This is a genomic window from Aquimarina addita (genome assembly GCF_039539305.1).
In the GTDB taxonomy this organism is placed as follows: domain Bacteria; phylum Bacteroidota; class Bacteroidia; order Flavobacteriales; family Flavobacteriaceae; genus Aquimarina; species Aquimarina addita.
This window is the reverse complement of sequence record NZ_BAABCW010000001.1, coordinates 164,131-178,997: the sequence shown is the minus strand read 5'-3', so window position 1 is coordinate 178,997 and position 14,867 is coordinate 164,131. Positions and strand designations below refer to the sequence as shown.

The 14,867-nt window shown below is 31.9% G+C and carries 13 protein-coding genes; 9 read left to right on the top strand and 4 right to left on the bottom strand.

Translation table 11 applies throughout. The features are described 5' to 3' along the window. Positions 1-11: 11 nt before the first annotated feature. A complete protein-coding gene (locus ABD816_RS00815; RefSeq protein WP_344923884.1) occupies positions 12-1,088 on the bottom strand; it encodes a DNA topoisomerase IB in 1,077 nt (358 codons plus the stop codon). Positions 1,089-1,502: 414 nt separating this feature from the next. Here ABD816_RS00815 and ABD816_RS00810 point away from each other — a divergent pair, with 414 nt between their 5' ends. The 6 genes from ABD816_RS00810 to ABD816_RS00785 all read left to right on the top strand — a co-directional run bounded on the left by ABD816_RS00810 (position 1,503) and on the right by ABD816_RS00785 (position 7,090). After that, complete coding sequence (locus ABD816_RS00810) at positions 1,503-2,222, top strand: flavodoxin family protein (RefSeq protein WP_344923882.1); 720 nt, start codon at positions 1,503-1,505, stop codon at positions 2,220-2,222. Continuing rightward, positions 2,223-3,569 (top strand): DUF2254 domain-containing protein, encoded by a 1,347-nt coding sequence (locus tag ABD816_RS00805; RefSeq protein ID WP_344923880.1) that lies wholly within the window; start codon positions 2,223-2,225, stop codon positions 3,567-3,569. Then, complete coding sequence (locus ABD816_RS00800) at positions 3,566-4,168, top strand: DUF2652 domain-containing protein (RefSeq protein WP_344923878.1); 603 nt, start codon at positions 3,566-3,568, stop codon at positions 4,166-4,168. Before ABD816_RS00805 ends, ABD816_RS00800 begins: the two co-directional genes overlap by 4 nt. A gap of 613 nt (positions 4,169-4,781) precedes the next feature. Beyond that, complete coding sequence (locus ABD816_RS00795; RefSeq protein ID WP_344923875.1) at positions 4,782-5,291, top strand: Dps family protein; 510 nt, start codon at positions 4,782-4,784, stop codon at positions 5,289-5,291. Positions 5,292-5,308: 17 nt separating this feature from the next. After that, complete coding sequence (locus ABD816_RS00790) at positions 5,309-5,773, top strand: hypothetical protein (protein WP_344923873.1); 465 nt, start codon at positions 5,309-5,311, stop codon at positions 5,771-5,773. A gap of 240 nt (positions 5,774-6,013) precedes the next feature. Further along, entirely contained in the window at positions 6,014-7,090 is a 1,077-nt protein-coding gene (locus tag ABD816_RS00785) for a helix-turn-helix domain-containing protein (protein WP_344923870.1), read from the top strand. 32 nt (positions 7,091-7,122) lie between these two features. Here ABD816_RS00785 and ABD816_RS00780 read toward each other — a convergent pair whose 3' ends face one another. The 3 genes from ABD816_RS00780 to ABD816_RS00770 are packed head-to-tail and all read right to left on the bottom strand — an operon-like array spanning position 7,123 to position 8,019. Beyond that, positions 7,123-7,326 (bottom strand): DUF6327 family protein, encoded by a 204-nt coding sequence (locus tag ABD816_RS00780; protein WP_344923868.1) that lies wholly within the window; start codon positions 7,324-7,326, stop codon positions 7,123-7,125. Between the two features lie 10 nt (positions 7,327-7,336). After that, the gene (locus ABD816_RS00775; RefSeq protein WP_344923866.1) at positions 7,337-7,684 is read right to left on the bottom strand and encodes a hypothetical protein; all 348 of its coding nucleotides are present in this window, start codon (positions 7,682-7,684) and stop codon (positions 7,337-7,339) included. Then, positions 7,684-8,019: a YtxH domain-containing protein gene (locus ABD816_RS00770; protein ID WP_344923864.1), complete on the bottom strand. Its 336-nt coding sequence runs from the start codon at positions 8,017-8,019 to the stop codon at positions 7,684-7,686. The genes ABD816_RS00775 and ABD816_RS00770 overlap by 1 nt, the downstream gene beginning before the upstream one ends. Before the next feature lie 199 nt (positions 8,020-8,218). Here ABD816_RS00770 and ABD816_RS00765 point away from each other — a divergent pair, with 199 nt between their 5' ends. The 3 genes from ABD816_RS00765 to ABD816_RS00755 all read left to right on the top strand — a co-directional run bounded on the left by ABD816_RS00765 (position 8,219) and on the right by ABD816_RS00755 (position 14,849). After that, complete coding sequence (locus ABD816_RS00765; protein WP_344923862.1) at positions 8,219-9,580, top strand: NAD-dependent succinate-semialdehyde dehydrogenase; 1,362 nt, start codon at positions 8,219-8,221, stop codon at positions 9,578-9,580. 10 nt (positions 9,581-9,590) lie between these two features. Further along, complete coding sequence (locus tag ABD816_RS00760; protein ID WP_344923860.1) at positions 9,591-9,743, top strand: hypothetical protein; 153 nt, start codon at positions 9,591-9,593, stop codon at positions 9,741-9,743. Between the two features lie 189 nt (positions 9,744-9,932). Continuing rightward, on the top strand, positions 9,933-14,849 hold the full coding sequence (locus tag ABD816_RS00755; protein ID WP_344923858.1) for a translocation/assembly module TamB domain-containing protein: 4,917 nt from the start codon (positions 9,933-9,935) through the stop codon (positions 14,847-14,849). The last annotated feature ends 18 nt before the right edge of the window (positions 14,850-14,867 follow it).

The window sequence follows — 14,867 nt, the reverse complement described above, 5'->3', positions numbered from 1 at the left end:
GTGTTTTAATTTTATTGTAGAAATTCCGGAGTATAACCGTTGAGTAAATGTAGCATAGCATTTTCTAATTCTGTAAAATATTCCGAAGAAGTTTCATGCATATCGGTCATATTGAAGTTTTTTTGGATAGAACCATCCTCATACGATGCAATGATAGCTGGATGCACATAATATTTTCTACAAACATTTCTGGTATTTCCTAATCCACTGGCAGCAGCATCAAATGCACTTAGAATATTCTTATGTTTTTGTTTTGAATTTTCTGTAATGCCTAAATCCATTAGCTTTTCGAATGCAATAGTGGATGCAGCCCAAGTTCTAAAATCTTTTGCAGAAAATAATTCTCCACTTACACTATGTAAGTATTCGTTGACCAGTGAACTATCTACACTATGTTTAACACCATCCTGATCGTAATATTGAAATAATTCCCAACCGGGAATTTCTTCGCATCGATTCACAAGCCGAATTAATCTTTTATTTCTTAAAGTAATAGAATGTTGTTTTCCTTTTTTTCCTATAAATTCGAATTTTATCTTATCCTTATAAAGTTTCACATGTCTCGTACGCAGGGTAGATAGTCCATACGTTTTGTTGCGTTTGGCATATTGCTCATTACCTATACGGATATGAGTTTCTTCCATCAATCTTATAATAAGTGCTAATACTTTATTTTTAGGCCATCCATCTAATTCTAAATCAGAATCTACTTTTGCACGAATTTTAGGTAATTGTTTTCCAAAAGCTACCATTTTATAAAACTTAGTTTGATTTCTAAGTTTATTCCATAATGGATGATACCTATATTGTTTACGGTTTTTTAAATCCCGACCAACGGCTTGTAAATGACCATTATTGATTTTACATATTCTTACCTTACTCCAGGCCGGAGGAATGACCAATTTTTTAATCCGTTCTAATTCTTTCTTTTTTGATAATCGCTTATTTTTGATAAGGTAAGAAAAGCCATCTTTTTGTTTTAATCTTTTGATGGCAAGTTGATGATCCTGAATATAAACCAAATTAAAATTAACAATTCCCTCTTCGGGATTTCTTAATATTTTTTCAAAATAGTTCGAATTTTCCATAAGTATTTTCGGATGACCCTATTGTTTATTCTGCTTCATAAACGTAAGATTAATTACCACTGCCAGCATATAGATAATCAATTATACCTCTATATATGAGTTGCTTGACGGATTTAAAAAAAGAGGGCTACTTAGATAACATATACTATTTGCTCTAATTAATAGTTTTCTTTTGTTTGTTTTTATTGGTGGTAACCCTCTGTTATTTTGGTATAATAACAAAATTAACTTCATCATGATGATATAATGTGCGCTAATGCAATTATGATTAACCGATTCCATAAAAGTCATTTGATGTTTATTGTATGTTTTTCATAACTTTAGGGATAGGATTAAAATTCATTGTATTAAGATACCGTTATGTTTAATGAATTGGTGAAATTAGTCCTATAAATTTAATTTAAAATCGATAAAATGAGTCAAGAAGAGAAGCCGGATTTTTCAGGATTGAAAGCCTTATATATCAACTGCACACTTAAGGGATCTCCTACAAAAAGTAACACAGAAGGACTAATGAATGTATCTATGGAGATCATGAAGTCAGAATCAGTAACTGTGGAGTATTTAAGGCTGGTCGACTATGACATCGCATACGGATTAATGCCTGATATGAAAGAGGAAGGCAAAGATAGCGATGATTGGCCCGAGGTTTATAAGAAGGTCGATAATGCTGATATCCTGATTATCGGAACACCCATCTGGTTAGGAGAAAAATCATCTGTTGCTACGCTCTTAATTGAAAGATTATATGGTATGAGTAGTAAAACAAATCAAAAAGGTCAATATATATACTACGGCAAAGTAGGTGGTTGTGTGGTTACGGGTAACGAGGATGGAATTAAACATTGTAGTATGGGAGTTTTATATGCATTACAGCATTTAGGATACAGTATTCCTCCTCAAGCGGATTGTGGCTGGATTGGTGAGGCTGGTCCTGGTCCTAGTTATATGGATGAAGAATCAGGAGCAAAAAACAATGAGTTTACCAATAGAAATACCACCTTTATGACTTATAATTTACTTCATTTAGCTAAAATGCTTAAATCGCAAGGAGGGTATCCGGCATATGGTAATTCGCGAGATGAGTGGGATGATGGTACACGTTGGAATTTTGAAAATCCAGAATACCGATAGATGAGTAGATTATTTAAAAAATTTAATTCAGTTCTCAAACTGCTGAAAAAAGTTCAAAGTAAAGTTTTTTATAGTATTGCTTTTTATCCAGTGTTGTTAAGCAGTGCTTTCTTTATTGTAGCACTGTTATTATTGTATGCAGAAAATCTGGAATTTGTAACTATTTTTAAAAAGAAAGTACCCTATTTATTGATCCAAAATCATGAAACTGCGCGTACAATTCTTTCTACTTTATTTGGAAGTATTCTATCATTGACCGTTTTTAGCTTTACTATGGTGATGGTGGTATTAAGTCAGGCATCTTCTAATTTTTCTCCAAGGTTATTGCCTGGATTAGTCTCTAATAAGAAACATCAAATTATTTTAGGTTTTTATATAGGTACCCTTACATTTACGATGATGGTTTTGATTTCATTAGGTGCGTATGGATCTGATAGTAATGCTGTTAGTTTTTCTGTGATGGTTGCCTCTATTTTTGGATTGTTTTGTATTGGACTGTTTGTTTATTTTATTCATAGTATATCGCAGGCGATACAGATTCATAATATTATTGACCGAATTTATAATAACAGCAAGAAACTTTTAAACGAAGAGATTAAAGAACAACAAAATTCTAAAGAAACACTTAATGTAGTGGAAAATGAAAATCAGTACTGGAAACTTCTTAAAAGCCATAAAACAGGATATTATCGTTCGTTTGATCATTCGCTATTGCAAGAGTCTATTAAAAAGAAAAGTAATATATTAGAAGTCTTACCATATGCGGATCAGCACGTGTGGAAGGGATCTCCTATTTTGAAGATAAAAGAACCTATTTCTAATGAGGAAATGGAGGAATTAGCCTTATGTTTCTATATTCTATCTAACCGTCATGAAGATGATAGCGGTGTAGGAGGAATGATTAAACTTACAGAGGTAGCAGTAAAAGCATTGTCCCCTGGAATTAATGATCCTGGTACAGCTATTAATGCAATATCAAAAATTGGGCAGCTTTTGCATAAATCACTTCAGATAAAGCCTAAAACTCATATTCGTGTTTCAGGGTTTGATATAGAAATAATTTATAATAAAATCTCACCAGAAGAGCTTATGCGGATTATCATTCAGCCAATCCGAGAATATGCAAAATCAGATAGTGAGGTAACGTATGATCTTCTGGATATGTTACTGTACCTACAAAGGAGCAACGAAATTATTATAGAATATAGAAATGCCATTACAGAAGAGATAGAAAATTTATGTAATGACCTAAAAGAAAATATAACAAATAATATTGATGTAAATCGTATCTTGGCACTTTTACAACCTCCATTATTAACAACTCCAGATAAAAAACAAAGAGTATGAGTTCTCAACCAACATTATTATGTATTCCGGATATTAGTGGATTTACCCAGTTTATGAGTGATACAGATATCGAATTAAGCTCTAAAGTAATTCCATCTTTACTGAATAAAGTGATTTATGCTAATAAATTAGATCTTAAGGTGTCAGAAATAGAAGGAGATGCCATTCTTTTCTATAGGACAGGTTCTTTACCTACTTTTACAGAATTAGTGCAGCAATGTAGATCATTTTATACCGAATTCTATAAACAGCTAAAAAAACTTCAGGAGCAATATAAACATGATAAAGAGGTAGATAATATACCTGATATTTTGGGTTTAAAAATCGTATTGCATTATGGACACTCTATTAGTGCTGTTCCTATTGGAAAAAACATTAAACTCATGGGAGAAGACGTTATCGTTGCTCATAGATTATTAAAAAATAAAATCCCAATAGATGAGTATATTTTAATTTCAGAAAGTTTGCTTTCTGAATATAAGGATGAAACGATAGAACGTAATTTTGGCTGGGGGCAACTTCACGAAATGGAAGCAAAATATAAACACATAGGAGATATTAGCTATAGCTATATTGATTTAAATCCCTTAGTAGAATAAGTATTACAAGTAGAATAAGTAGAAATGGGATATACCTTAAAACAATAAACAGGTATTAATATTTTTCATCAGGAGCAATAATTTATTACTATCATTACTGGCATATTTTGATTCTAACTTCTTTATTGAATTGATTCGTTTATGCAATGAATACAGTTCTATACACAATTTATCTATGACTGCCTGATATTATTAATATGTATAAATCCAAATATGAGAGTAATTAGAATGTCATTTTTATAACAGATCGGTTATATCTTTTACAACTAGTACCCTTCCATAAAGTAATCTCTAAATGCCTTTTTATTAATTTGTCTTAGCCCTTCTAAAGGAACCTGTTATTATGGTTTTGTGTATTCAACTCTAATTGAAGAAATGCAGTATTTGATTATGAGTAATTCAGACCCTAATGATTGTTTTCGATTAACGTAAATAATCTTCGTATTCCATTGAAGTTAATAATGATCGTGAAAGAGCAAATGACTCTGATATAGCTACAGTATCTTTGACTATAACAAACAAAGAATAGGTTGTAGTGACTCTTATTGAGATATATAAAGTGTTTATCTCAGTTGTAAGATCCATAGCATCTTTCTTGTATTAAAAATAAAAAATGAATTATTTAGACATGGATAAAGAGAAATTACAGCCTGTAGTTTCAGAACTAAATGTACTATTGGCAGATTATAATTTGTATTATCAAAAGTTAAGAGGATTTCATTGGAATATTTTAGGTAAAAATTTCTTTGATTTACATATAAAATTTGAAGAGCTTTATAACGATGCCAAGATTAAGATTGATGAGATTGCAGAACGGATCCTCACGCTTCAATTTCATCCTACCAGCCAGTTTAATGAATATATCAAAATAGCTACTATTACAGAAACATCACCTCTTCAGAAAGATGTTGATATGGTAGAAGAGCTGCTTGGAGATCATAAAAAGATACTTTCACAAATGAAAATTATCCTTGGGCATGCTGATGCCGCTGGAGATGAAGGAACTATTGATCTGATCGGAGCGTATATAAGAGAACTCGAAAAGTCAAGTTGGATGTTAAATGCTTGGTCAAAAAATACCTCAGATCATTTAGATACCAGTATTTTAGAAAATAAAAATTAATTTAAAAACAATAACTTATGAAAACAATAAAAATAATCACAACGATATTACTAATTTTTTCAATGTCAAATAGTATTGCTCAAGAAAAGCAAGTAGAATCTACTACCACTGTGCATACTTTTAATTTTGAAAAAGATGGAAAAACTATACCTTATCGTATTAAAGTGCATAAAAAAGTAGCATCAAAAGTGAAATTAGCCAAAGAAGATGCTGATAAACTGAATCAAGCTAGAAAAGCTACCAGTGATCAAGTGACGAAATTGATTTATGTGGATAATGATGAATATGATGACTATGATAAGTACATCGTTCTAAAATATATGAAAGATCCAACAGATAGCTTTGAATTAAAACCAACAAAAAGAGGATTTTCTGTTCTTGTAGATAATAAGAATTTAGAGTATATTTTCGGAGAAGGTATTTATTTTGTAAATAACGAAGATGCTGATTTTTTCATAGTAGAAGAGTTTGATGCTATCTAACCTTCCTTATAATAGATTTAGTTGTTAGTAAATCATATGAGATAAAAAAGGTGTTCTGTAAGGGACACCTTTTTTAGTTTAAAAAAATGTTTAAGAAATAATGGCAGATCATACAACACTTTTAGTTTATATTAATATAACCATAACAATTTTATTAGAAATTTCAAATATAATTCTAAAATGGAAACCTTAATTTGTTAAATTTGTATTAAACCATTCTCAACGGCTAATCCAATTAATATGTCAATATCTCCAGAATCCCTAGAACTTCCATACAAATTAGAAATTGACATAGATGCAGAAACCACAGAAGGAACTGTAAGGCAGATTCAGAAAGCGATAGGTGGAACTATTCAAGAACGATGGGGAGAATTTATACTTGTAGTGGATAATGATAAGGGTAAAGGAAGTATCCGTTTTATCACCTTTGATTGGGGAGTAAGTTTGTTAGAATATGATATTACTTTTTTTGAAGAAGTGGTATTAAGAATGAATACCTCTCAGTATAACCCAATCCATTTTACCTATTGTTTAACAGGCAGTTGTGGACACCGCTTTGGGTGTCAAAAAGAAATTAGAACACTAGAACAATTCCAATCTGTAATCATTACCAATAAAAATGGGGGATACAATTATGGTTATTTTCCTAAAGACCAGAAGTTAACGATTAACGTGATTCAAATATCGCGTAAAAAGTACTTAAAAAAGCGTTTGAATAATGTCGCTCAACTGAATAAAAAATTATACGAAGTTTTTATGGATGATGATCATAAAAATACTTTTGAATATTATAATACATATAACCTTAAGCTTGCTGATCAGATCGGAAAACTTCGTAAAATAAAACAAAAGGGAATGATAAAAATTCTTTTGATAGAAAGTTTGGTATATCAAATTTTAGCTATGCATATTAAGCAGTATGATCATGCTATAAACGATAAGTCGCTCCCTACTTCATTGCTAAAGGAAGAATTAAAAATAATAAGAAATTTAGCAAAAGGAATTGTAAAAGATGTAGCTAAAGATTATTCGTTGGATATATTATCTGCAAAATCAGGACTACCTGCAGCAAAGCTTCAGGAAGGGTTTAAACTACTTTATGCTCGTACTGTTACAGAATATATAAGACATGTACGTCTGGAAGAAGCACGAGATTTAATCAATACTACGGATATGAATATATCTGAAATAGTATATTCTATTGGTCTCAGCAGTAGAAGCTATTTTTCTAAGATCTTTAAATCTAAGTATAATATAAGTCCTAATGAGTTCAAACAAAAAGTTGAATCATCTCTACAGAATTCTATTAAGTTATAGCTTTTTTTAAAAATGAGTGCAACGTAAATGTGTTATTTTAATATTCTCTTTATGAGATAAAAAATACCATATTTTTTTACTGCACTGGCTATGGTGGCTACCCATTGATAAGGTTGGATATCTTCTTTAAATTCTGATTTTAACAACTTCATTTCTTCTATAGAAATTTGTCGTTGAAGCTTAAGCATTTTTAATTCTTCTTCGATCTCTTTAAAAGATGTATATATTTTTTCCATTATACTATTTTTAATCAAAAAATTCTTCAGCTATTTTACGAATTACTACTTTGTCAATTTGCTTTCTTAGTAAATAACAAATAAGTGTAAAGAGAAAAAGTAATCCAGCCATAGCTAAGCAGCCTAGCATAGCATCACCAAGCAATTTTCCTAACCATATGGTCCCAGCTACTACTAGAAAAACGAATCCAAGAAAAAAAAGGCCGCCGATAACGGCCATTTTACCTAAAAAAGAAAAGGATTTTGCAATTTCCTTAAACGCTCTTAATTTGTAATACTTCTTGGTAATCTTTACATAGTCCTGAGCAGAATCGACAGCTTTAGATGAAGTTTCACTTATAGAATTAATGACCCCCATTATACGGTTTTCTGTAATTTTTTATTTTTAGCTTTTAGATCTCTCAATTTACTTTCCAAAGTTGTTATAACATCTTCTGCTTTATAGCTAGCATCAGAAACTAAAGATTCAATCCTTGTATCCAGATTTTCTTTCTGTACTGCCGCAGTGTGAGATAAATTATTTTTTAGCTCATATGCCTTCTCTGAAAGATTATGTTTTGCTAAAATTGCTTCATCAGAAATCTTTTTTCTTGTAGATGATCCTTTATCTGGAGCAAATAAAATTCCTAAAGTTGCTCCTATTGCAGTTCCTGCAAGGATTCCTAAAAACGTTGTACCACTATTATTACTCATATCTATATTTTTTTGATTTAACATTAAGTCCACATCAAAGATAAATCAAAGTTCGTATTAAACTTGACTCAAATCGTAAGGTTATTGACTGAAATGATTCTTAGTAAACGCATTAATATTTTATCCATAAGAGTTAACTCCTTCTATAAATCGTATTTATATTCGTAATGCGTGTCAACACACTTTAAATCTAAAAAATATGTCGAAAAAAATCAAAACTATATATCCTTTTACCAATGAGATATTAAAAGAATATAATAGTTTTTCAGATGAAGAAATTCAAAATGCACTGAGGAATAGTGAAGAATCTTTTGTTGTTTGGAAAGATGAGTCTGTTGACATCAGAGTTAATTTTTTAGAAAAATTAGGTGAGGTATTAGAAGATCAGAAGCAAGAAATGGCTACTTTGATTACTAAAGAAATGGGTAAGCCGATTCAAGAAAGTATAGCTGAGATCGAAAAATGTATTTGGCTTATAGATTTTTATCATCAAAATGCAGAAGACTTTATAGCAGACGATTTGATTGATACTGAGGCGCAAGAGAGTTTTATAAGTTATGATCCTTTAGGTTGTATTTTGGCAATTATGCCTTGGAATTATCCATTTTGGCAGGTGATGCGATTTGCTGTGCCTACATTAACAGCAGGGAATACGGCGCTTCTTAAACATGCAAATAATGTAACGGGTTGTGCACTTGCTATAGAAAAATTATTTTTGGATGCAGGGTATCCTAAAGGTTGTTTTCAAACACTTTTGGCAACTCATGAACAGATAGAAACGGTTATCGAAGACGATATTGTAAAAGCAGTGAGTCTCACAGGTAGTGAAAAAGCGGGCAAATCAATAGCTGAAATCGCTGGACGTAATTTGAAAAAAACGGTATTAGAATTAGGGGGAAATAATGCTTGTATTATACTAGAAGATGCAGATTTGGACACCTATATAGATACGATAGTAAAGGCAAGAATGCAAAATGCCGGACAAAGTTGCATAGCTGCTAAGCGGTTTATAGTAGTCGAAGGTATTTATGAAAAATTTATTGAAAAATTTAAAAATACAGTTGAATCCTTGCAATCCGGTAATCCTTTAGAAAAAGAAACCGAGATTGCTACAATGGCACGTGAGGATCTAGTAGAAACAGTAATGAAGCAAATAGAAGGCTCTGTAGAAAAAGGAGCTAATATATTGACGGGTAATAAGAAAGATGGTAATTTTTTTGCACCTACTATACTTACAGATGTAAAACCTGAGATGCCGGTTTTTGATGAAGAAGTGTTTGGTCCGGTAGCAGCAGTATGTAAAGTAAAAAATGAGAAGGAGGCTTATGAATTAGCGTCAAAATCAAGATTTGGGTTAGGTACCATGCTTTTTACCGAAGATATTGATGCGGCAAGAATGCAAATAAGTCAAATTGCAGATGGTGCATTTTTTATTAATGAAATGGTAAAATCAGACCCTAGACTTCCCTTTGGCGGCACTAAAGCTTCTGGTTATGGAAGAGAATTGTCTAAAGAAGGAATGATGGAGTTTGTAAATAAAAAAACAGTATACATTAAATAAATTGAAATAGATGAAATTTGTTAAAGAAGAAGAGGAAAATAGAGAAGATTATATTTTTCAAAAAAACACAAAAACTAAGTTTGGTACCGGATTTATTATCATTGTTTTAATACTACTAGTCATTGGCGTAGTAGCATCTGGTTTATATTTTGAGCTTTTTTAATGCTTTTTTATCATATTCACAGGCAAAGAAGATATTAATTAATATAACATTAGAGTTTTACGTGTAAAAAGTAACTAGCTTTGTAGGTTCTGAAGATGTCGTTATATTATTAGCATGCAAAAAAAGAGAATAACTAAAATTTTAAAAAAGGGTATAAAAATATTAGTATTTTTTATACTCTTCTTTTTAATGATTGTACTCTTTATAAGAAGTCCGTGGGGACAAGATATTATTGTAAAAAGAATCACTTCATTCTACGCTGATAAAACTAATACTAAAATTGCTATTGATCGACTTTTTGTTACCTATACTGGTAATATATTTTTGGAAGGATTATATCTGGAAGATAAAAAAGGGGATACTTTAGTATACTCAAAGAATTTAGAAACAAATGTAGGTTTGTACGCGGCAATTTTTGATAATACTATTAATATAAAGTCAATTGATTGGCAAGGTTTAAAAGCAAATGTACGCCGGGAAGAAATTAAGGATAGCTTCAATTTTAATTTTTTAATAGAAGCTTTTGTTACTAATAATGATAGTATACCACAGTCTGTAAATGAGTCAGATCCAATGAAAGTTAACTTAGGAACTATTAATTTTCAGGATTTTGAACTCACGTATATAGATGCTTTTTTAGGTATTGAAAGTAAGCTTCTTTTAGGAAAACTAACCGCAGAATCAGAGGATATAGATTTAAATACATCAAAATTTCATATCGCTGACGTGGAGTTAGCTAATACTATAATTGAGTATAAACAGACTAAGCCTTTCATAGAAGAACCAGATACAGAAGACGAAAATAGTCCTTTGCCTTTTTTAATTGTGGAAAGTCTTAAATTGCATAATGTAAAAACAGACTATGTATCTATTCCTGATCACATAAAAGCGCAAGTGGATATTGGAGATTTCTTAGTCGAACTTCCAAAAGCAGATTTGACAAAAAATGAGATTGAAATCGAAACGGTATCTTTTGCAAATTCGAATATTAATGTAGATAGGTATGATATAAATCCGGTAACTATAGAAGATACCACAGTTTCTAATGAAGCGATAACTTTTGAGTGGCCTACATATTTTATAAAGGTTGAGAACCTACAGCTAACAAATAATCATATTTCATATGGAGTAAATGGTCAAACTCCACAAGTCGGTTTCTTTAATCCTGAAGCCATTTCTGTTAGTGATTTTACAATGAAGGCTCATCAAATATTTTATGGAGAACGCTCAGCAAAACTTAATTTGGAAACTCTTTCATTTAAAGAAAAAAGTGGTTTTAATTTAAAAACTCTTAGCGGCGGATTTAATGTGAATGATCAAGCTCTTTCCCTATCGCAATTAGATGTTAAAATAAATCAGAGTAGGCTAGATGGAAATGTCTCATTACAATATGACTCTGTAAATCAGCTCATCAATACTCCCGATCAAACAAGATTTGCTATTACTCTTCCTACAGTTTCATTAGCCATAGAAGATGCTTATCTTTTTCAACCAGAAATAGCGAATAATCAATACATAGATTCATTATCTAAGAAGCAGATAGATGGGTATTTTAATGCAGAAGGTTCCTTAAAAGCCATAAGTTTGTCAGAAAGTGCTTTGCATTGGGGAGAAAATACTTCTATTACTTTACAAGCTGATGTGACTAATGCTATGGATACAGAGCAGCTGACTTTTGATATAAAAAATATAAACGCACTTTCTACACGTAGCGATCTTATAAATTTCGTATCAGAAGATTCTTTGGGAATTGCAATTCCTAAGACTATATCAGTCTCAGGAAATGTGATAGGTTCACTTACCAAAGCCAAAGGTAATATACTTCTGAAAATCCCAGAAGGAAAGGCACAATTAAAAGGTAAGTTTGAAAATGCTGATCAAATTGCTTTTGATGGACAGTTGGATATAGATAGTTTAGCTATAGGTACACTTCTTAAAAATGAACAGATTGGAGCCATTTCATTCACTTTGGATGCAAAGGGAAAAGGTAAAGATATTGAAACTCTGGATGCAACTATACAATCAGAGTTCTCCCAACTAGAATTTAATAATTACGATTTTTCTGCACTTACATTAGGAGGTACTATTACAAATGGAGTAGGAGATATAAAAACGGTATTCAAAGATAAAAATCTAAATGTTGAATTGAATACTACGGTAGATCTGGATACGGTAGCTTCCAAAATAGGAATGCAATTAAACCTTATTGGCGCAGATCTGCAAGCGTTAAAAGTTACCAGAAACGATATTAAAGTTGCTGTAGATCTTAATGCTGAATTTGAAGGTAATTCTGAGGATTTTACGTTGGATGCAAAACTAGCTAATGGTATTGCTATTTACGACAATAATCAATTTCGACTTGATGCTACGGATTTTGAAGCTATTGTAGATAAAGAAAGTACTAATATCGCAATAAAAAGTGATTTTCTTAATGCTTCTCTGGCTTCTAATGCTGAACCAAATCTAATTGCAGCTGCACTACAACAACAATTTAAAAATTATTTTTCTGATAGTATCCATACCGATACGATCGTAGATCCAGTGCAATTAGAAATGAAGTTGGCATTAACACCAACTCCTATCATGACAGAGGTTTTTCTTACTGGTATAGAACGACTGGATACAATTAAAGCCAGTGCACGTTTTGATGCTATTACCCAAAAATTAAAGGCTCGTCTTGATGTGCCTTTAATTACTTATAACGGTAGTACGATAGATAGTTTGGTCGTTGCAGTGGATGGAGATAGTTCCAGTTTTAATTTTAATGCAGGAGTAGCAAATGTGATAGCGGATCCATTACAGATAAAGAAAACCTATTTTGAAGGAGTGTTGAAAAATAAGGAGTTACAATTGGATTTTTTATCATATGATGATTCAGAAAAACTTTTACACATAGCATCAGAAATGACATTGTCAAAAGATTCAATTCAATTACATATAAACCCTTCATCACTCATCCTTAATAAAAATAACTGGCAGATCCCTGAAGATAATGGAATACTAATTGCAGAAAAATTGCTCGAATTTAAAAATGTTACTTTAAGTAGAAACGCTCAGGAATTAACGGTAAGTAATGAGATTCCGGGAATCGATAAGGAACATATTGGTGTGGTATTTAATAATTTTAATCTACAAGCATTTCTCAGTTTATTAAATCCGGATATTGCTTTCGCGACAGGACAGGTGGATGGAGACTTTATTGTAGAAAATCCATTTGATGATTCAGGTATAATCGCGGATGTTGGTATCAATGAACTACAAGTATTAGAGAATCCGTTAGGTAATTTAAAGTTAAAAGCAACTTCAGAAGGATATGCAAAATATGACTTTAATTTAGTTTTAAAAGATGGTGGAGCAGATTTAGATATTACCGGAGATTATCTGGCTGCATCAGATAGCCCAAAACTCAATTTGGATTTTAATTTAAAAAAATTAGAATTAGATGTTATAAAAGGATTTACTGAAGAATATTTGGATGATGCTAAAGGTATCGTCACCTCACAAATTAAAATTCGCGGTACTCTGGAGGAACCCTTATATGATGGTACATTGTCTTTTAGAGATACTGATATCAAAGTATCCGCACTTAATACCAGATTTAAAATTGCAGATGAAACGATTAAAGTGAATAACGAAGGAGTTTATTTTGATAGTTTTAAAATCGCAGATGCTAAAAATAATTCATTTACGATTGGAGGGGAGATATTGACAAAAGAATTGACGAACCCGCAATTTAATTTAAATATTAAGGCAAAGCAGTTTCAGGTACTGGATGCTACATCAGAGGATAATGAATTGGTATATGGGAATGCAAGTATTGATGCCACAGTATCAGTAAAAGGAGACCTTACTTTACCACGTATTAAGGGTAAAATGAAATTACGACCAGTTACAGATGTGACCTATGTAGTACCAGAAGATCAATTAGATGTTCAGGAGCGGGACGGTGTTGTTCTTTTTGTAAATAAGGATAATCCAGATGCCATATTAACTCGCACCGAAGAAGAATCGCAAAATCTAATTACAGGGATTAGCATGGATGCCATTTTAGAAATTGCAGATGATGCAGTGTTTCATATTATTATGGATAAAAAAACAGGTGATAATCTTCAGATTTCTGGAGAGGCGGCTTTAAATTTGGGAATCCAGCCTACAGGTCAGATCAATCTTTCTGGCAGGTACAAATTAAACTCTGGTCATTATGAAGCTAGTTTGTATAATTTAGTTAAAAGAAAATTTGAAATAAATCCGGGTAGCACCATTACCTGGCAAGGGAATCCGATGGATGCAGCACTTGATGTCACAGCTATTTATCGATTAGAAACCTCAGCTTCTCCGCTTATGGCATCAGTGACTTCTGGTCAGGATGTTAGTGTAACTAATAAATACAGACAAGTATTACCATTTATGGTATACCTTAATGTGGATGGAGAACTTATGAGTCCTGAATTATCATTTGGGTTAGATATGCCCGAAGAAGATCAGGGATCTCTCGGAGGGGCAGTTTATGGTCAGGTTCAACAACTTAATGAACAAGAATCAGAGCTAAATAAACAAGTTTTCTCGCTGTTAGCATTAAATCGCTTTTTCCCTGATTCAGGTAGTGATGGCAGTGGAGGAGGAGCTACGGCAATTGCCAGAGATAATGTGAATAAAGTATTATCAGGTCAGCTTAATACATTTTCGGATAAAATATTTGGAAATACTGGTTTTGATGTTGATTTTGACTTAGATAGTTTCACTGATTACCAGGGAGATGCACCTCAGGACCGAACACAACTAAATATCAGTGCCAGTAAAAAGCTATTTAATGATCGTTTAATTGTTACCGCAGGTAGTGCATTAGATGTAGAAGGCAGTGCGCAGTCAAGTCAGGAAGAGACTCCCATTATAGGAAATGTAAGCTTAGAATATTTATTGACCAAAAATGGCAGATATCGTTTAAAAGGTTTTAGAAAAAGTGAATATGAAAATGTCATTGACGGGCAATTAATTCTTACAGGATTCGCTTTCATATTTAACAGAGAGTTTAATAAATTTAGTCAGCTTTTTAAGCCAGTAAAAGAACTCCCTTCTGAAGAAACAAATCAAGAAACTGAGGAATAGTGAAGGTGTACACAACAT